General features: G+C 42.0%; 14 protein-coding genes and 1 tRNA gene. 5 read left to right on the forward strand and 10 right to left on the reverse strand.

What is annotated here, in order from left to right:
• Positions 1-12: 12 nt before the first annotated feature.
• Positions 13-1,050: a tRNA preQ1(34) S-adenosylmethionine ribosyltransferase-isomerase QueA gene (gene queA, locus L6C30_RS02300; protein WP_070152800.1), complete on the reverse strand. Its 1,038-nt coding sequence runs from the start codon at positions 1,048-1,050 to the stop codon at positions 13-15.
• A 176-nt stretch (positions 1,051-1,226) separates the two neighbouring features.
• On the opposite strand from queA, the gene L6C30_RS02305 reads away from it, so the two are divergent.
• Positions 1,227-1,313 (forward strand) — tRNA-Leu (locus L6C30_RS02305).
• Between the two features lie 261 nt (positions 1,314-1,574).
• On the opposite strand, the gene L6C30_RS02310 is transcribed toward L6C30_RS02305, so the two are convergent.
• Positions 1,575-1,874: an HNH endonuclease gene (locus L6C30_RS02310; RefSeq protein ID WP_236162581.1), complete on the reverse strand. Its 300-nt coding sequence runs from the start codon at positions 1,872-1,874 to the stop codon at positions 1,575-1,577.
• A 191-nt stretch (positions 1,875-2,065) separates the two neighbouring features.
• Positions 2,066-4,300, reverse strand: a complete 2,235-nt coding sequence (locus L6C30_RS02315; protein ID WP_236162582.1) for an NADP-dependent isocitrate dehydrogenase — start codon at positions 4,298-4,300, stop codon at positions 2,066-2,068.
• Between the two features lie 814 nt (positions 4,301-5,114).
• On the opposite strand from L6C30_RS02315, the gene L6C30_RS02320 reads away from it, so the two are divergent.
• A complete protein-coding gene (locus tag L6C30_RS02320; protein WP_236162583.1) occupies positions 5,115-6,383 on the forward strand; it encodes a sensor histidine kinase KdpD in 1,269 nt (422 codons plus the stop codon).
• Between the two features lie 96 nt (positions 6,384-6,479).
• Here L6C30_RS02320 and L6C30_RS02325 read toward each other — a convergent pair whose 3' ends face one another.
• Genes L6C30_RS02325 through L6C30_RS02335 form a run of 3 tightly spaced genes read right to left on the reverse strand, consistent with a single transcriptional unit; the run spans position 6,480 to position 11,248 of the window.
• Positions 6,480-7,916, reverse strand: a complete 1,437-nt coding sequence (locus L6C30_RS02325) for an efflux transporter outer membrane subunit (RefSeq protein WP_236162628.1) — start codon at positions 7,914-7,916, stop codon at positions 6,480-6,482.
• Positions 7,917-7,938: 22 nt separating this feature from the next.
• Positions 7,939-9,912 (reverse strand): MacB family efflux pump subunit, encoded by a 1,974-nt coding sequence (locus tag L6C30_RS02330; protein WP_236162584.1) that lies wholly within the window; start codon positions 9,910-9,912, stop codon positions 7,939-7,941.
• Between the two features lies 1 nt (position 9,913).
• A complete protein-coding gene (locus L6C30_RS02335) occupies positions 9,914-11,248 on the reverse strand; it encodes an efflux RND transporter periplasmic adaptor subunit (RefSeq protein ID WP_230245365.1) in 1,335 nt (444 codons plus the stop codon).
• Positions 11,249-11,662: 414 nt separating this feature from the next.
• Here L6C30_RS02335 and L6C30_RS02340 point away from each other — a divergent pair, with 414 nt between their 5' ends.
• Positions 11,663-12,112 (forward strand): bacteriohemerythrin, encoded by a 450-nt coding sequence (locus L6C30_RS02340; RefSeq protein ID WP_236162585.1) that lies wholly within the window; start codon positions 11,663-11,665, stop codon positions 12,110-12,112.
• A gap of 54 nt (positions 12,113-12,166) precedes the next feature.
• Here the strand turns inward: L6C30_RS02340 and holA are convergent, their stop codons facing one another.
• The 4 genes from holA to L6C30_RS02360 form a co-directional block, all read right to left on the reverse strand.
• A complete protein-coding gene (holA, locus tag L6C30_RS02345) occupies positions 12,167-13,165 on the reverse strand; it encodes a DNA polymerase III subunit delta (RefSeq protein ID WP_236162586.1) in 999 nt (332 codons plus the stop codon).
• A gap of 21 nt (positions 13,166-13,186) precedes the next feature.
• Positions 13,187-13,717 carry an LPS assembly lipoprotein LptE gene (gene lptE, locus L6C30_RS02350; RefSeq protein ID WP_004974973.1) on the reverse strand — a complete coding sequence of 177 codons (531 nt, stop codon included), beginning with the start codon at positions 13,715-13,717 and terminating at the stop codon, positions 13,187-13,189.
• 196 nt (positions 13,718-13,913) lie between these two features.
• On the reverse strand, positions 13,914-16,535 hold the full coding sequence (gene leuS / locus L6C30_RS02355) for a leucine--tRNA ligase (RefSeq protein WP_236162587.1): 2,622 nt from the start codon (positions 16,533-16,535) through the stop codon (positions 13,914-13,916).
• Between the two features lie 154 nt (positions 16,536-16,689).
• Positions 16,690-17,037 carry a DUF4124 domain-containing protein gene (locus tag L6C30_RS02360; RefSeq protein WP_236162588.1) on the reverse strand — a complete coding sequence of 116 codons (348 nt, stop codon included), beginning with the start codon at positions 17,035-17,037 and terminating at the stop codon, positions 16,690-16,692.
• Between the two features lie 715 nt (positions 17,038-17,752).
• Between L6C30_RS02360 and L6C30_RS02365 the strand changes: the two genes are divergently transcribed.
• Together L6C30_RS02365 and ilvN are read left to right on the forward strand one after the other, a co-directional pair.
• On the forward strand, positions 17,753-19,480 hold the full coding sequence (locus tag L6C30_RS02365; protein WP_236162589.1) for an acetolactate synthase 3 large subunit: 1,728 nt from the start codon (positions 17,753-17,755) through the stop codon (positions 19,478-19,480).
• Positions 19,477-19,968 (forward strand): acetolactate synthase small subunit, encoded by a 492-nt coding sequence (gene ilvN / locus L6C30_RS02370; protein WP_004974986.1) that lies wholly within the window; start codon positions 19,477-19,479, stop codon positions 19,966-19,968. Before L6C30_RS02365 ends, ilvN begins: the two co-directional genes overlap by 4 nt.
• The last annotated feature ends 77 nt before the right edge of the window (positions 19,969-20,045 follow it).

A 20,045-nucleotide genomic window follows, 5' to 3' on the forward strand; every position in this document is an offset into this window, starting at 1 on the left:
ACAGTTTGAAAATTAAGACTGAGCTTGATCAATCAGCATGGCATCGCCATAACTAAAGAAACGATAGCGTTCAGCCACAGCATGTTGATACGCCCGCATGACATTTTCACGGCTCGAAAGCGCAGACACCAACATTAATAAGGTTGATTCAGGCAAGTGGAAATTGGTGATCAAACGATCCACCACTTTAAATTGATAACCTGGGTAGATAAAAATTTGCGTATCACCCGACCACGCCGCAAGTTCGCCTGCATGGGCTTGTGCCGCACTTTCCACAGCACGGGTGGCAGTTGTACCCACTGAAATAACTTTGTTGCCTCGTGCTTTGGTTTCACGAATCAGCGCTACGGCAGCCTCAGAAACCTCACACCATTCACTATGCATGATGTGATTGGCAATATCTTCAGTACGTACGGGCAGAAATGTGCCTGCGCCCACATGCAACGTCACAAAGGTTTTTTGAATGCCCTTAGCTTCTAACTGTTGAAGTAGAGCCTCATCAAAGTGCAAGCTAGCAGTGGGGGCGGCAACACTGGCGAGTTTTGTTGGGTCGTTAAATACGGTTTGATAACGTTCGGTATCAATCGCTTCGGCTTCGCGGTTAAAGTAGGGTGGAATTGGCAGCTGACCATAGGCATCTAACACGTCTAAAATAGGCTGTGAAAATTCGACAATAAATAAATTTTCATGACGTCCTTGAATAGTCACTTTTACAGCATCAGGCCCAATAAACAGTTCTGCACCTGCTTTTGGTGAGTTGCTGGCTTTAATATGACAATGGGCAATAAATTGATCTTGCAGACGTTCAACCAAGACCTCAACCGCACCGCCTGTGGCACGTTTACCTTTAAGACGTGCTTTCATGACTTTGGTGTCGTTAAGTATCAGTAAATCGCCTGCTTCGAGTAAATTCAGCAAGTCAGTAAATTGGTGGTCATGATATTGACCTTGAGCATCAAGATGCAGCAGGCGAGAGGCACTACGACTGGCTAGCGGGTAACGAGCAATGAGTTCATCGGGGAGATTAAAATTAAAGTCAGAAAGTTGCATGATAAAAAAAGTTAGATCACTGGAATAACTGCGCCTAGTATATGCTTTTTTAGGTTTTATAGATGAAATTGGTCGATTATAAGTCAAAAAAATGACAGCTGATTTAATTTTAAGCAATTGCAAAAAACTTGCGTTGACAAGCTGTCAAAAAAGTTTATGATACCCATCAACACCTACCCGAGGTGGTGAAATTGGTAGACGCGGCGGACTCAAAATCCGCTGTCAGAGATGACGTGTCGGTTCGAGTCCGACCCTCGGGACCATATAAAGGAAAAGCCCTCAAGCATATTAAGACTTGGGGGCTTTTTTATTGTCTGAAATTAATAACTTATATCAAATCCCTAGAAAATTTTCGATGATTCTATTAGCCACATATCAGGTGGTCACTTCGTAAAAAGAGTACCAGATCTTTGTTTGGATACTCATGGTGGAATCAGATGCTAAGCTTAAATTATTAGATCAATACAATAATCAAATGTGATTGATCGGGTGTCTTATAGGGCTTGTAGTACTTAAAAGCTTTATTAACTATCTAAAGCTACTTTGATGACATCTGCAATTGTCTCAGTGGTGACGCCTCTTTTTCGAGCATTCTCAGAATGGAGCCAAGTTGCTAAGTCTTTATTGCCTTTAGATGCATTGCAGCCAACACAGCACAATGCAATATTGGATAAGGTTGTAATTCTTATATCGTTGATAATGTGTTCCCAAGACTTCTTATTAGCTCTTTCAGTGCCAAATTTTTTGCCGCAATATACACAGCACAGGTTTCGCTCCAAGACCGCATCTTCAATGTGCTTTGGTATTCCCCATGAATTTGCCATTTTAGGTTTTCCTTATTTTATGGCTATAGTTGAATGAAAAATCCTAACCTTTGATAACTCACATTCATAAAATTTAGATCTAAGCATAAAATGAAATAGTTGTCATAACACTATATAAATGAGGGTGAAAAAAAACCAGCGCCGAAGCGCTGGTTTTTAACATTACTAACTTAGGTTAGTTTTGCATCAACTTATTGAGCTGCATCAAGAGCAGCATTGAATGTTGGGCTTGGACGCATCACGGCATTCACTTTAGCTTGATCTACCGCGTAGTAACCGCCGATATCAACCGATTTGCCTTGTACTTCAGCAAGTTCAGCAACAATTTTGTCTTCGTTTGCAGCTAAAGTTTGTGCAAGCGGTGCAAACTTCGCTTTTAACTCAGCATCTTCGTCTTGAGATGCAAGTGCTTCTGCCCAGAATTTTGCCAAGTAGAAGTGGCTGCCACGGTTATCCAATTCGCCAGTACGACGTGATGGAGACTTATCGTTGTCCAGTAATTTGCTGGTCGCTTGATCAAGGGTTGATGCAAGTAATTTCGCACGCGTATTGTTTTCTTTAATGCCCATTTCTTCTAAAGAAGCAGCAAGTGCAAGGAACTCACCCAAAGAATCCCAACGTAAATGGTTTTCTTCAACAAGTTGTTGTACGTGTTTAGGCGCAGAGCCACCCGCACCAGTTTCGTACATACCGCCACCCGCCATTAACGGAACGATGGACAACATTTTGGCAGAAGTACCCAATTCCATAATTGGGAACAAGTCAGTGAGGTAGTCACGTAAAATGTTACCTGTTACAGAAATGGTATCTAAACCACGTACAACACGCTCAAGTGTATAGCGCATCGCACGTACTTGAGACATGATTTGAATGTCTAAACCAGTCGTGTCGTGATCTTTTAAGTATTTTTGCACTTTTTTGATCACTTCGTTTTCGTGCGGACGGTACGGGTCTAACCAGAAGATTGCAGGCATACCAGAGTTACGTGCACGAGTTACTGCAAGTTTAACCCAGTCGCGAATAGGTGCGTCTTTCACCTGACACATACGCCAGATATCGCCTTCTTCCACGTTTTGAGTCATCAACACTTCACCTGTGTCAATGTCGGTGATGTTTGCAACACCCGCAGCAGGAACTTCAAAAGTCTTGTCGTGTGAACCGTATTCTTCAGCTTTTTGCGCCATCAAACCTACGTTTGGCACAGTGCCCATCGTACGTGGGTCGAAGTTACCATTCCACTTACAGAAATTGATCATTTCTTGGTAAATACGCGCGAAAGTAGACTCAGGCATTACAGCTTTACAGTCGTAAGGCTTGCCGTCAGCACCCCACATTTTACCGCCACCACGAATCATTGCAGGCATAGAAGCATCTACAATTACGTCATTTGGAGAATGGAAGTTGGTGATCCCTTTTGCAGAATCCACCATTGCAAGTGCAGGGCGGTGTTCTTGGCATGCGTGTAAATCTTCGATGATTTCTTCACGTAAAGAAGTTGGTAAGGTTTCGATCTTTTCATAAAGACCTGCCATACCGTTGTTGACGTTAATGCCAAGTTCTTCAAACAATTTACCGTGTTTTTCAAACGCTTCTTTATAGTAAATTTTCACACAGTGACCAAATACAATTGGGTGTGAAACTTTCATCATGGTCGCTTTTACGTGTAAAGAGAACAAAATGCCTGCTTCTTTACAATCATCCAATTCTTTTTCATAGAAGTCGCAAAGCGCTTTCTTGCTCATGAACATAGAATCGATGATTTCGCCGTCAAGTAACTCTACTTTTTCTTTCAGTACAATGGTTTCACCAGAATGAGTGATGAGTTCCATTTTTACATTACGTGCGCGGTCAAGCGTCATTGATTTTTCGCCATGGTAGAAGTCGCCTTCATCCATGTGTGAAACGTGAGTTTGTGACCATTGCTTCCATTCACCCATAGAGTGAGGGTGTTTTTTTACATAGTTTTTCACTGCAGCAGGTGCACGACGGTCAGAGTTACCTTCACGTAATACAGGGTTTACTGCTGAGCCTAAGCATTTACCAAAACGAGCGAGTAAAGCTTTCTCTTCTTCAGTATCCGCATTTTCAGGATAGTCAGGAATTGCATAGCCTTTTGCTTGTAATTCCTTGATACATGCAACTAACTGAGCAACTGAAGCACTGATGTTTGGAAGTTTGATGATATTGGTATCTGGATCTTGCGTGAGACGTCCAAGCTCTGCGAGGTTGTCGGCTACCTTCTGTTCTTCGGTTAGGTATTCCGAGAATTCAGAGAGTACGCGTGCTGCGACAGAGATATCACTCTTGACAATCTCGATGCCGGCAGGCTTAGTAAAGGTCTCAATGATCGGCAGTAGAGAGTAGGTCGCCAACAATGGCGCCTCATCGGTCAGTGTATAAATGATTTTTGACTTTCCACCAGCCATATATAGCCCCTTGCTTTGATTGAGTTTTTTAGGAGCGAGATAATGACTCAGCCCCTGCGAACCGATTTGCCTAATTTAACCTTGAGAGTATCGACTCTCTATGCATTTCAGTCAACGTAATTACAGTGATGACGCCATTTCGATACGAAATGATGTGTCGCATTTGTGCGAGTCAAGACACGGCTTAATGTGAAAACGAGCCTGTTTAAACCTAAAAATCGCCTTGAGTATTTAGTGTTGAAATACTAATCAAATCGTATGATGAAGATATGACATCAAAAATATATGTATATTTTATTATAAATTAACCAGTTGAGGGTCCGACTTAAGTCGTATGTTTGATAAATAATCGATGAAAATGATAGGTAGATATATTTATTCTATTTATTTTGTAAATTTATCAATATTTTACATTATTTTTTTACAGTATGATGTAATGTAAATTCTTGTATAGAAGTTGAGATTTTCTTTAAAAACGGCTGCAAATCTACAGATAAAAAGCCTGACTGATATTTTAAAAGTTTAGATCTATTTTTAAGGTCTAAATTTTACAAAAATTGGCGTATTTTATTTGGTGGTTTGAAGCACAGTTTGATCCCTCTGAAAGCATGGTTCATCATGATCTTAACTCTTTTCATGCATAGATGAAAAAACAAGCATGAAAGAAGAGGTGCCGATTTGTGGCACAGTTTTTTAATGGGTTTGAAAGCTTGTATTTTGTGTTAAAATTTGTAGGTTAACTCTGAATTCAATGGACGAGTTTTGCAGAAAAAATAATTCATAAGGCAGCACACTTTAAATTAACGAGGCAAAAATGAAAATACAGTTGCTGGAAATTGGTCCTGAGACGGAGCAACTCAATGCTTGCAAACTCTCGTTATTATTGGGCGTACATACGCCAAGTAACCAAATTGATGGTTTTTTGAAGTTTGCCCGTCAAATGCTGCAAGTCGATCATGCCATTTTAACTTTTAAAAATGAGCCCTATTTCTGGTATTCCACCAATCAAGTTTTTAAAGCTTTTCATGCCAATCCAACCGCACAGTTAGACGCTTTCTTTCAAGGTCAGCAACTGATTGAACCTCAACATTCTCAATATGCGAAGTTTGTGCAGCATATTGCAAGTTTGGGGATAGAAGCCGCGCGTTTAATTGCGCTGGATTTACTCAAGACTGATGGTGATTCGATTGGACAGTTGCTGCTATTTGATCATCGTGAAGAGGCGTTTAGTTTAGGTGCTGTGCCGACAGTGGCGGAGTTTGCTGCAGGTTTGGTACGTTATATAGAATTAAAAGTTGATTATACTGACTTAAAAGAAATGTATGAACAGCAGTCTGCATTGAATTTTAGTAAAACCAAGTTTTTCCAGATTATTGCGCATGATTTGCGTGCGCCATTTCATGGATTGTTGGGTTTTTCCGAGGTTTTGGCGCAAGAGCGCGAAACTTTGGATGATTCTAGTATTCAAAATATAGCTGATTATTTATTCGATACAGCACAATCGACTTATAACTTGTTAGAAAGTTTATTGAATTGGGCAATGGCAGAGGGTGGACGCTTTGTTTATCACCCTATTAATTTTGAGTTAAAGCAATCGACCAAAATTGTTTGTAATGTTTTGAAAAGTTTGGCAATTAAGAAAAATATTGAACTCATTGATCAAGTTGAAGAAGGCATTAAAGTCTATGCTGACATCAATATGATTACCTCGGTGATTCAAAACTTGGTCTCGAATGCGCTGAAATTTACCTTAACCGATGGTACAGGCAAAGTCATTTTACGTGCAGAACAAACAGAAACCAGTGTGGATATTTATATCCAAGACACAGGTTTAGGCATGACTGTACAACAAATTGAAACGCTGTTCGAGCCTAAACTGACTGTTAGTTTTAAAGGCACTGCAGGTGAAAAGGGCACCGGTTTAGGTTTGGTCTTGTGTAAGCGTTTTGTCGATTTGAACCACGGGCAAATTGTGGTGGAATCGAAAGAAGGTGTGGGAACGACTTTTAAAGTCAGTTTGCCTATTGCGACCAGTGGCCATCAAGTATTAAGTAAAGAAGCGTTATTATCTGAGAAAACTTAATTTCAAAGTTTATATACAAAGCAAGCAAAAGCCCGTGGATGTTTAAAATCATCCACAGGCTTTTTTTATCGTGATCAATTTAGATCAACTCTTGCATTATTGAATGTTTTGAATCGGACTACCACCCAACGCTTGCAATAAAGTCACATAGGCGTTGTATTGGTTTTGCTTGGTCTGCAATAAACTTAAACGTGCATTGCGGGTGGTTTCTTGTGCATCTAGCAGGTTTTTTAAGGCAATCGCACCATGCCGATAACGCACCTCAGTTAAGCGTTCAGTTTTCTCTGCCAGTGCTAAATTGCGGCTTTGCAGCGCGACTTGTTGATTCAGCGCGGTTCGTGCTGACAGTGCATTTTCGACATCGGCAAAGGCTTTATATAAAGTTTGTCGATATTGCACAATGGCTTTTTCATATTCCAAAGCATTCACTTTTAGATCGCGCTGCATATCATTCCATTGCAAAAATGGCAGGGTTAAACCTGCACCTAAAGTGGCAATTGGGTTTTTTAGGGCATCGCTTAAAGAGGTATGCGCGCCTGTACCGACACCTGTACTGAGTGTGCCTGTAAGACTGATAGATGGGTAATAACTGGCTTGATTGGCATCTTTGTTGGCTAAGGCTTTGCGTAAACGTAATTCAGCTGCACGTAAGTCGGGACGACGTGATAGCAATTCTGCAGGTAATCCCGCAATAATATTGGGTAGACGAACAGCAGCTAAACTCTGTGGTTCCTTGATATTTAGCATTTGTACAGGTTGATGCAGTAAAACTGCCAAGGCGGTACGCGTTTCAACTCTTTGCTGTGCAATTTGGCTCAAGGTCGATTTTTGGCTTTGTAAGGCTTGCTCGGCTTGATTTAAATCTAGCCCCGAAACTGCACCCGCGCGATATTGCGCACTGACCAATTGATACGTTTTTTGCGTACTGGCAAGGTTTTGTTGTGCGACAACATAGCGTTCATTTAAATAACCCAATTGCCAATATAAATTGGCAGTGGTTGCAATCAGGCTTTGTGCGGTGGCTTGTAAGTCTTGTTCGGTGGCTAAGGCTTCCCAACGTGCAGCTTCAGTCTGATTGGCAAGTTTACCGAATAAGTCCAATTCATAGCTCAGTCCGGGATAATTCAGCGAAATCCCACGCGCTGTATCACCATTGCCCTCTAAACTAAATTGATGCCCTGTAGAAATACCTGCATTGCCAATCCGGACACCTTGCTGACTTTGGCTTTGTTTTGCTTGTAATCTGGCTTGTTGTAAATTCAGTCCTGCAACCGCGAGGTCACTGTTACGCGCCAAGACTTGTTCAACCAATTGATTTAAAGCAGCATCGTGAAAGAGTGTCCACCAACGGTCTGTATTTAGTTGTGCAAGGGCTTGCTGGCTTTTTTGCTGCTGCTCAAACTGTTGAGGAATATTTACAGCAGGTGCCTGATAAGGTGTTTTGACTACGGCTGCACAACCCACTAAGCTGCTGCCAAGAAAAAGCGCAGTGACGAGTTGGCTGAATTGTCGTGACTTCTGGTTAAATCGCATCATCATTCCTTACTCTAATTCCTTATTCTCTAGATAGCGCATCGACAGGGTTCAGTTGGGCAGCATTACGTGCAGGAATAAAACCGAACACAATCCCAATTAGGCTTGAACATACAAAAGCGGCTACAATCGAGGTGGTGGAGTACGCCATTTGAAAGGTTCCACCTGCCACATGATTAATCAATTGCCCAATTCCGAGTGCGAGCAAGACGCCAAGTACACCGCCTAAAATACACACTAAAATGGCTTCAATTAAAAATTGCTGCAAAATATCGCTTTGTCGTGCGCCGACTGCCATGCGTACCCCAATTTCTTGGGTGCGTTCTGTGACAGAGACCAACATGATGTTCATTACGCCAATTCCACCCACCACCAGTGAAATCACTGCAATAGCAGAAACCAGTAAGGTCATGGTGGCGGTAGTTTGTTGGATGGTTTCGCGAATACTGTCGGCATTTTGAGTAAATACATCCTGCGCACCATGACGCTGTACCAACAGACTCAGAATGGCATTTTCTGCTGCAGCACTTGGATATTCATCTTTGACTCGTACAATAATGTTGCGCACATGGCTTTGACCGAGCATGCGACTCATTACCGTAGAGTAAGGCAAATACACATTTAAGCTGTCGGCATTGCCCATCATGCTTTTTTGTTCTTCGACCACGCCAATAATACGGCTGGGTACAATGCCCAATAAAATTACTTGCCCAACTGGGTTGCTGCCATCACTAAAGAAAGTATTTTTGGTATTGTGATCAATCACCACATCTTGCGCTTGTTCCAGTACGCTGTGTTTGTCAAAAGGCTGACCGGACTGGAAATTCATGCCGCGTACATAGAAAAAGTCTTCACTCACACCATTGACTGTGGCGGACGCTTCTGTGTCTTTAAAGCGTACTGTGACGTTGCTATTGACCGATGGGCTGACCCCATCCACATAAGGTTGTTCTGCCAAAGCATCGGCATCTGCAGGAATTAGGGTTTGGAGCTGAGATGAGCGTGAGGTATCGCCAAAACCACGCCCCTGAAACACTGTGATGGTATTGGTGCCTAAACTGCTGATATTCTCTAGAATTTGTTTCTGTGAACCATTGCCGAGTGCCACAACAGATACAACTGAAGCAATCCCGATAATAATCCCGAGCATGGTTAAAAAGGTGCGCATGCGATGTGCATTCATCGCCAGTAGCGCCATGCGGAAGGCTTCACCTAAACGATCAAATACAGAGCGCCAAGCTGAAGTTCTTTTTTGTGGTGGATGTTGCAAGGTTTGTTGGGCAATATCATCCTGGTTGGCAGGTGTGTTGGGCTGATCAGAAATAATAAGCCCATCACTGATTTCAATAATCCGTGTGGCATTTTTAGCGACATTATGGTCATGTGTGACCAAGATGATAGTGTGACCTTTGGCATTCAGCTCACGCAAAATCCGCATCACTTCAATACCGCTATTCTTGTCGAGTGCACCTGTGGGTTCATCGGCAAGAATCACATCACCACCATTCATCAAGGCACGTGCAATCGATACACGTTGTTGTTGTCCACCTGAAAGCTGACTTGGGCGGTTTTGAGTTTTATCGGCTAGACCTAAGTCACTGAGCAACGCAGTCGCGCGTGCTTGTCGTTCTTCAACATAGGCACCTGCATAAATTGCAGGCACTTCGACGTTGCCCGCAGCGCTTAAATCGCCCAATAAGTGATAGCGCTGGAAAATAAAACCAAAATATTCACGACGGAGCTGTGCCAGTTCATCGGCTTCAAGTTGTCGGGTTTCACGTCCTTTGACTTTATAGCTGCCCGTGGTGGGTTGATCAAGACAGCCCAAAATATTCATGAGGGTGGATTTTCCCGAACCCGACTGACCTACAATGGCAACCAATTCACCTGGGTAAATTTTCAGATCAATGCCTTTGAGAATCTGCACTGTAGATTCACCCGCAGGGAATTCACGGGTCAGATTGGTGACCTCTAACAGAGGTTGTGACTGACTCATCTTACATTCTCACTGATGGGCCAACACGACCACCACGCTTCGCCGCATCGTTTGAGGTATCAGAACCATCGGCAATAATGACTTGATCGCCCAGTTTTAGGCCGCGAATGACTTGTACCGTTGCACGGTTGTTTAAGCCAAGCAATACCGATTGTGGTCGAGCTGAACCATCGGCTTGTAGCACGCGTACCATGCCTAAAGAGGCTTTACCTTGATCAACCAAGGCTTTTTCATTGGCTGTCAATTCCAAACGGGCAGGGCGTTTGGCAGAGCTGGCATCGGTATTGTTGCGTTCAGTACGTGCGTTGCTGTCTGAGTTATTGCTGTTGCTACGACTGCGTGAACGGTTTGCACCTTGAACTGCAGCAGCAGGAATGGTCAGTACATTGCGTGCCTCTGCCAAAACAATGGACACTTGTGCGGTCATATTGATGCGTAGCTTGCCGTCTTCATTTGGTACGTCAAATAAAGCGTTGTAGTACACGGCAGAACTTGAAGATGATGAGGTGTTGTTATTGCTTTCGGTATTGATGGATTTGGGTGCAGGTTCTACCTGACGTAAAGTAGCGTAATGTTTTTTCTCGCTGTTGCCCAAGGTAGTGAAATAAACTGTTTGACCTTCTTCGACCTTCATCACATCTGCTTCAGAAATTTCTGCTTTCACGGTCATGGTGTCAAGTTTAGCTAATTTAACAATCGTGGGTGCGCTTTGATTAGCGTTCACGGTTTGACCTTCTTCGGTCACAATTGCGACGACAGTGCCATCCATCGGGGCAAGAATACGGGTGTAACCTAAATTTTCTTTAGACGTGTCTAAAGTTAGGCGTGATTGTTCAATTTGAGCGTTAATGGCAGCAATTTCTGCTTGCGAGGTTTTATAGTTAGCTAAGGCCGTTTCAAGTTCGGCGCGTGATGTCGCATCTTGCGCATACATGGCTTGTTGACGTTGATACTCTGCTGCGACTTTAGCGAGATTGGCTTGTCGAACCGCCAATTGTGCCTGTTGGTTTTTAATATTGGCTTGAGCTGTTTTAAACTCATTTTCCTGTCGTACGGAGTCAATTTGGGCAATCAACTGTCCTTGTTTGACCTGATCGCCTAACCGAACATACATTTTTTTGACTTGACCCGAAACTTGCGCACCAACACTGACCATTTTGGTGGCTTCAAGCACGCCTGTTGCTAAAACCGCACTTTCAATATCACCACGACTCACTTCGGCAGTAATGTATTGTGGTTGTTCTTGTTTTGGTTTTAAAAAATACCAAGCGGCAAATGCCAGCATCAGCGCAATGAGAATTCCCACAATAAGTTTGGTCGATTTTATTTTTGGCATGAGTCAAAAAACAGAAAAAAGAAATTAAAAAGAATTATAGAAGTGAAATAAGGATAAATCGTGAATTTTTTGAAGAAACTGCAAATGAGAATTATTTATTGGTGGTTTGAGCTAGATTTAACACAATCTGAATACTGTATTACATCCATAAAAAAAGGAAAATAGCATCTGCGAATGGGGTGGGGTATTTTGTTTCATCTCTATGATAATTTTATGAAATTTTATAATAAATACTGAAAAATACAACTATGGTCTAAGTTGATTAAAAACCTTATTTTTTATATGGATTTAAGAATTAAAAGCAGATAGTATTAAATTCCATAAAATAATTATGGATTTAATCATTAGGATAATACGGCATCGGGATGATGCAATAAGACACGATTTTAAGCAAAAAATCTGAGGGGGTACATCATGGAGTGGAGTGAGAAATTTAATATCGGAATTGATGTGATTGACAATCAACATCGACAAATTCTGGACTATATTAATGCGCTAGAAAAAATTCGGGCGACAGGTGCGCGGGAGCAAATCAAGGAAGTTTTGGATGACTTGATTGACTATACGCAATCGCATTTTAGCTTTGAAGAAAACTTGTTGTCACAGGTCAATTATCAATACTTACCATCGCATCGCGGTATTCATGAACTCTTTGTGAAGCGTTTGAATGATTGCCGTCAGCGTTTTGCCAATGGCGAATCGGTAGAACATGACTTGTATCGTTTGTTGTCTAAATGGTTGATTAACCATATTCAGCATGATGATCAGGATTATGTCGATGCAGTACGCGACAATATGCTGCATTATTTGCGTTCGCAGGAACACAAAAAAGGCAAAAGTTGGTTTGCACGTTTCTTTAGCTAATCCGCTGAAAAGCAGACAATTTTAAAAATTATTTTGATGAAGAAGTCTGCTTAATTAAGCTGAGTGAGAAGCAAACAGCGTTTTACCACAGAGTTCTGTAATGGCTTGTAGCACTAAGTGTTCGGGGTTTTCCTTAGACATCCCTTTAATGGCGGCATCAATACGCAATAATAGGGCGGGCCATTGCAAGAAACTATTTGGATTTAAACGTCGCAAAGCTTGCTGATAAACACTGACTTTGTTTTTCCAGATACCCAGTTGCAAAGCATTTTGTGGTTGTTCAAATAATTGCATCAGCAGGCGCATTTCTTTGCTGATGCTCCACAAAATTAAACTCATGGCTTCACCCGAAGTCATGAGGTATTGAAAAATTTTCATAGCTTGCGCTAGATTTCCCGTCAGTAAAGCATCATTTAAATCATAAGTGCTATAACGAGATTGATCTTGTAAACAGGCATGTAAATGTTCAATCTGAATCTGCTGAATTTCAGGAAAGGTGTCACTGACCCGCATTAAGCTATTTTTGGCAGCCAAAAGGTTGTGTTCATGATGTTGTTCCAACCATTGCCACGCATCATGGCCCAATTGAATACCCAGCTTTTGTGCTTCTAAAGCTAAAATCTGCTGCCGATCTTTAGGGTAGTTTGCGGTGAGTGCAACATTGACCCCATTGGCATCAATCAACTGAAAAAAACTAGATTTCAGGCTATTGCTATCTTGTTTTGGCATCACCACCAATAGCAAGTTTTGTTCATTGTGCTGAATATAACTTTTCAGTTGTTTGAGTGTGCTGGCATCGGGTTTGATATTGCCGTGTACTTCAACTGCCAATTGACTCGAAAACAGTGACAAACTGTTCAAAGCATTGAATACATTTTTCCAGTCGCTCACGCTATTTAAGTCATAACGCTGGCGTTCAATCTCTTGTTTCTGCCAACTGGCACGAAAAGCATCAAGCAGGTTCTGTTCGAGCAGAGGTTCTTGACCATGCAAAATCCATGCGCCCCGTGCTTCATCGACACGTTTGAGGGCTTGTAGATAGTCAAGTTTCATAAAAAATTCGCACTCGAAAACTTATTTAGGGTTTGAATACACAGGTGGGTTGACCAAAGGTAAACGATTAGATGAAATTTGACGCACAATTTGCTGTGCTACATCATCAATAATGACTTCTTTTAAGAATTTTTGTTCCTGATCATCGGTATTCACAGTTGCGACATCGTATTGATAACTGCGCGTTGCCATGACGGTACGAGGTTCGGTGATCGGGTTGCCTTGCGCATCTTCAATACGGAAAGTCACGCTTAAACGCAACAAGGTTTCCACCAGTTTGCCATTCAATTCCAAGCGACGTGGTGTATAGTCAAGTACACGTAGTACATAAGCATTCGGGTCATTGCTGAGTTGTACGCCCGCTGTACCCATGTGAATGGAAAGTTTTTCTTCTAATTCTTCAGCATTGCTCGGTAAAGCCAGACTCATTTTTGAATAAGCCACTGGTGCAATGCTTGGATTGGTGCCTTTAAGATGAAAACCACAGCCGACTAAGCCAGCACTGAGTCCACAAGTTAAAACAATGACTGCTAGACGTTGGCTAAAGTGCATGTGCTGTCCTCTGTAATATTCTTGAAAGTTTAAAAGTGGAAGTTGAGAATATCTTGATTGTAGGTGCAAAGCCCATTGACTGACAACGGGCTTTGTTTGGAAATTGTTTTAATTCCTTTTTTGTAGGAGGGTTTAGGGGGATTGTTTTATAAAATCCCTCCAAACCTCCCTTTAAAAAAGGGAGGTTTAAAAGCACTTAAACCACCAAATTCACTAACTTATTCGGTACCACAATTTCTTTCTTGGTTGGCCCAGTCAAGAATGGTTGTACTTCAGGTAAGGCTTTGGCAAGTGCAAGAATATCTTCTTTAGAAGCATCTATCGCGACATCGAGCTTGCCACGTAATTTACCATTTACTTGTACCACAATCGTTTGAGTACTTCGGGTTAATGCAGACTCATCGACGACAGGGAACAGGGTAGTGGTTAATTCAATTCCGAACTCTGCCAATAAGGTCTGGCTTAAGTGAGGTGCAAATGGTGCAAGCAAGGTTAATAAAGTCACAATCGCTTCGCGTTCAACTGCAAGGTCTTGTTCGCTCTGTGCTTCAAACTTGTTGCAAGCATTCAAGAGTTCCATCAATGCTGCAATTGCAGTGTTGAACGCATGACGACGCTCAATATCATCCTCTACTTTTTGAATGGTTTCATGGGTTTTGCGACGTAAGTCTTGTGCTGCTGTAGTAAGTTTACTGCTGTCAATTGCAGTTGCATTGCTGCCTTTTTCAAGGAAACCTGCCGCTAAACGCCAAACACGTTTTAAGAAGCGGTTAGCACCTTCAACGCCCGCATCTGACCATTCTAAAGACTGATCTGGTGGTGCAGCGAACATCATAAACACACGTGCAGTATCTGCGCCGTATTGATCAATAATGGCTTGCGGGTCGATACCATTATTTTTCGATTTCGACATTTTTTCCTGACCGCCAACAATCACAGCTTGACCATCACCCCTATATTTGGCAGAAAGAACACGACCTTTTTCGTCTTTTTCAAGCTCAATATCGGCAGGGTTAAACCAAGTTTTTTTACCGTTTTCTGCTTCACGATAGAAAGTATCTGCCAAGACCATACCTTGAGTCAGTAAGTTGGCAAATGGTTCATTGCCTTGTACCACGCCTTCATCACGCATGAGTTTGTGGAAGAAACGCGCGTACAATAAGTGCAAGATGGCGTGTTCTACACCACCAATATATTGATTGACTGGCAACCAAGTTTGTGCAGCTTCAGGCTTGACCATGCCACCTGTAAAGTCTGGAGATGCGTAACGTGCGTAATACCAAGATGACTCTACAAAAGTATCTAAGGTATCGGTTTCACGACGTGCTTCGTCACCACAGCATGGGCAAGTGGTTTGATAGAATTCAGGCATTTTATTTAACGGGTTGCCTGAGCCATCTGGCACAACATCGGTAGGTAAAATGACAGGTAGCTGATCTTCTGGAACTGGAACTTGTCCACATTTTTCACAGTTGATCATTGGAATTGGACAACCCCAATAGCGTTGGCGTGAAACACCCCAGTCACGTAAGCGGAATTGTACTTTTACTTTGGCTAAGCTTTGTGGCTCTAATTTCGCTAAAATTGCATCAAAAGCCGCTTGGAAATCTAAACCATCAAATTCGCCTGAATTGACCAGTTTGCCTTCTTTAGAACCGTACCATTCTTGCCATTGGGTGGTATCAAACTCAGCATCATCTGCACCCTTGGCATCAATCACCTGAAAAATCGGCAATTGGAATTTATTGGCAAATTCAAAATCGCGCTCATCGTGAGAAGGTACAGCCATCACTGCGCCAGAACCGTAAGACATCAACACGTAGTTGGCAATCCATACAGGTAGCTCTTTACCTGTTATAGGATGCTTCACAAATAAGCCAGTCGCCATCCCTTTTTTCTCGGCAGTGGCAAGATCAGCTTCCGCAACAGAACCCATACGGCATTCTTCAATAAAGGCTTTTAATTGTGCATTGTTTTCTGCTGCTTTTAACGCCATTGGATGTTCTGCTGCCACAGCCACATAAGTTGCGCCCATTAAGGTATCGGCACGCGTGGTAAAAACAGTCAGACCCTCTGCATAAACTTCTGGATTTGCCGATGGGAATGTGATTTCCATCCCTTGCGAACGACCAATCCAGTTGCGTTGCATGGTTAAAACTTGCTGTGGCCAACCATCTTTTAAGGTTTCTAAATCATCTAATAGTTCTTGGGCATAATCGGTAATGCGGAAGTAGTACATTGGAATATCACGTTTTTCTACCAATGCACCTGAACGCCAACCACGACCATTTTCGACCTGTTCATTGGCCAACACTGTTTGATCCACAGGATCCCAGTTGACTGTCGAGAGTTTGCGATAAATTAACCCTTTTTTATACAGTTGCACGAATAACCATTGTTCCCAGTGATAATACTCTGGGGTGCAGGTGGCAAATTCACGATCCCAATCTACCGCCAAGCCCAATTTTTTCAATTGGTCACGCATGTAGGCGATATTTTCAAAAGTCCATTTAGCAGGGGCAACCTGATGCGCAATCGCTGCATTTTCTGCAGGTAAACCAAAAGCATCCCAACCCATAGGTTGTAAAACGGTTTCACCCTTCAAACGGTGAAAACGACTAATTACATCCCCGATGGTGTAGTTACGCACGTGACCCATGTGCAGTTTGCCGCTTGGGTAAGGGAACATCGAGAGGATATAACGACGTGGACCTTCGACAGTGTCGGCAACTTTAAAGGCTTTGCGAGATTCCCAGTCGCTTTGGACTTGAGGTTCAATCGCACTGGCTTGATATTCAGGGTCAATGTGAGTAGTCATAAGGTTAAATCAGGAATAAACGGTTAAAAAAGTGTGTCACACAGCATAGCGCAAAATGCAGCTAAATTGAATTTTGCGCGTTGGATTGTGCAGGAAAATTTAAGCGAGTCGAATTTTATGGCTTAAAACATCAAACTTGTGGACTGGCACGTTCTTATTGTGCTTGATTTAAAGCTGCATTGGCTTCACGTTGTTGTTGATCCATGGCTGGATTTCCTAAAGGTTGATTTGTAGTCGGTGTCGCTTGTGGGTTTGTTGCACTAGGTACTGGGTTCACAGCAGGATTTGCAGGAGTAGCAACAGTCGGTGCCGAATTTTTCCAGCCATAGGTATCGACTTTACCTTTTTTCTTGGCAGTTTTTGGTGGCGGTGTTGTGGTGTAATGGGTTGAACCATTTGCATCGACCCACTTGTAATATTGTTTTGCAGAAACGGCACTGGTGGCAAAAATTAAAATCAAGCTTGCAGAAAGACAACTCAAGCGGATAATTGGTGTTTTCATGTTTGGACGTCCTGAGCAAAAAGGTAAATGGCAGAAAACCAATTACAAAAATCATGTTGGCTAAATTTTAGCAATAATTACCCATGAAGCTAGGATTTATTGACAATTTTTTGATGATTTTTATCTGCAATAGTGCTTGTTTAAAATTGGGGCATGGACTTGTCTATTTGCGATTTAAAATAAGCTGAAATACGTTGGTGAATCATAACCAAGAGCTTTATATAATTTTTAACTCATTCTTTATTTTTATGAATGTAATATGAAAAAATTATAAAAAATTCATCAAATATCAGAAGTTATTTGTTTTATATGGAAATATTAGACTTTGGATTAAATTGTGATGAGTGATACAAAGCTTAAAAAACACCCAGTTTATCAATAAAGCAGAAAAAGCCGATTTTTAAACTTGACTTTAGTCAGGTAAACTACAAAAATGCACACTTTAGTTTTATGTGCCTTAGATCGATCACCCTTCGAATAAGTGTCATGTCATGCAATGGGCAACTTCTCTAGCCGAGAAGCTGAACAAAGCTTATAAAATGTGTTTACCCCAACACGTTTTAGATCTCATATTGCTTATACGGTAATCAGATCAGAAATTTTTCCTATTGCCATGAAAACTATGAAATATGTGTGCTATAACAGTGCAGGAATTAATGAACAAAACACTGCAGGTGTCTCCCATTTTGCAGTGACAAGACTAGGGTGAATCACGTTGGAACTTTTATCTGGTGGTGAAATGCTCGTTCGCGCATTGGCGGACGAAGGCGTTGAACATGTTTTTGGATACCCAGGCGGCGCAGTACTTCATATTTACGATGCGTTCTTTCAACAAGACAAAATTAATCATTACCTTGTGCGTCATGAGCAAGCTGCTGGTCATATGGCAGATGCCTACTCGCGTGTAACAGGTAAAACTGGTGTGGTGCTAGTGACTTCAGGTCCTGGTGCAACCAACACAGTAACTCCAATTGCAACTGCGTATATGGACTCAATCCCAATGGTGATTTTGTCTGGTCAGGTTGCAACACACTTAATTGGTGAAGATGCCTTCCAAGAAACCGATATGGTGGGTATTTCACGTCCGATTGTAAAACACAGTTTCCAAGTGCGTCATGCAAGTGAAATTCCTTCAGTGATTAAGAAGGCTTTCTATATTGCATCTTCAGGCCGTCCGGGTCCTGTTGTGGTTGATATTCCAAAGGATGCAACCAACCCAGCGGAAAAATTTGCGTACGAATATCCAGAAAAAGTGAAGATGCGTTCGTATCAACCGCCGCATCGTGGTCACTCAGGTCAAATTCGTAAAGCAATTGATGAATTGTTGAATGCAAAACGCCCTGTGATTTATTCAGGCGGTGGTGTGGTTCAAGGCAATGCCTCTGAGCAATTGACTGAACTTGCGCACGTCTTGGGCTTTCCTGTAACCAATACATTGATGGGCTTGGGTGCGTTCCCGGGTAATGATCCACAATTTATTGGTATGTTGGGGATGCATGGCACGTATGAAGCTAACATGACCATGCACAATGCCGATGTGATTTTGTGTATTGGTGCGCGTTTTGATGACCGTGTAACCAATAATCCAGCAAAATTCTGTCCAAATGCCAAAGTCATTCATATTGACATTGACCCAGCGACCATTTCAAAAACCATCATGGCGCACATTCCAATTGTAGGTGCAGTTGAACCTGTACTTCAGGAAATGTTGGTTCAATTGAAGCAATTAAATGTGTCTAAGCCAAACCCTGAAGCGATTGCTGCATGGTGGAATCAGATAAATGAATGGCGTAAGGTTCATGGTTTGAAATACGACAAACCAACCGATGGCACGATGAAGCCGCAACAAGTGGTTGAAGCTTTAGATAAAGTGACCAATGGTGATGCAATTATTACATCTGACGTTGGTCAGCACCAAATGTTTGGCGCGAACTACTATAAGTACAAGCGTCCACGCCAATGGTTGAACTCTGGCGGTTTAGGAACGATGGGTGTAGGTTTACCGTATGCAATGGCGGCTAAACTGGCATATCCAGATCAACAGGTTGTATGTATTACAGGTGAAGCATCGATTCAGATGTGTATCCAAGAGCTTTCTACCTGTAAGCAATATGGTTTAAACGTTAAGATCTTATGCTTGAATAACCAAGCTTTAGGTATGGTTAAACAATGGCAAGATATGAACTATGAAGGTCGTCACTCAAGTTCTTATGTTGACTCATTGCCTGACTTCCCTAAATTGATGGAAGCTTATGGTCACGTTGGTATTCAAATTAACCATGCCGATGAGCTTGAGTCTAAGCTTGCAGAAGCGATGGCGATTAATGACAAATGCGTATTCATTAATGTCATGGTTGACCGTACAGAGCACGTTTATCCGATGCAAATTGCGGGTCAATCCATGAAAGATATGTGGTTAGGTAAAGGGGAGCGCACAGAATGAGACACATTATTTCCGTTCTCGTTGAAAACGAATCAGGTGCGCTTTCTCGTTTAGTGGGTTTATTCTCTCAACGTGGTTATAACATTGAGACTTTAAATGTTGCACCAACTGAAGACCCAACACTTTCACGCTTAACGCTTACGACTTATGGTGATGATCATAAAATTGAGCAAATCACCAAACAACTGAATAAATTGGTTGAAGTGGTTAAAGTCGTCGACTTGTCAGAAGGTCCACATATTGAACGCGAATTGATGCTAATTAAAGTCAAAGCATCGGGTGCTGCACGTGCTGAAATTAAACGCACTGCTGACATCTTCCGTGGACAAATTGTTGATGTCACACCTACGACTTATACCGTGCAGCTTGCGGGTACAACTGAAAAATTAGATGGTTTTATTGATGCGATTGCAGAAAACACTATTTTAGAAGTTGTGCGTTCAGGTGTGTCGGGAATCGCACGTGGCGAAAAAGTTTTAACCATTTAACTAATTTTATAGTTAATTTTATTCATCGAATTCATTCCATCCCTAAGGATGGAACGCTTACTTTAGTACTGAATAGA

The sequence above is a fragment of the Acinetobacter sp. KAM396 genome (assembly GCF_021602765.1).
GTDB classification, from domain to species: Bacteria; Pseudomonadota; Gammaproteobacteria; order Pseudomonadales; family Moraxellaceae; genus Acinetobacter; species Acinetobacter towneri_A.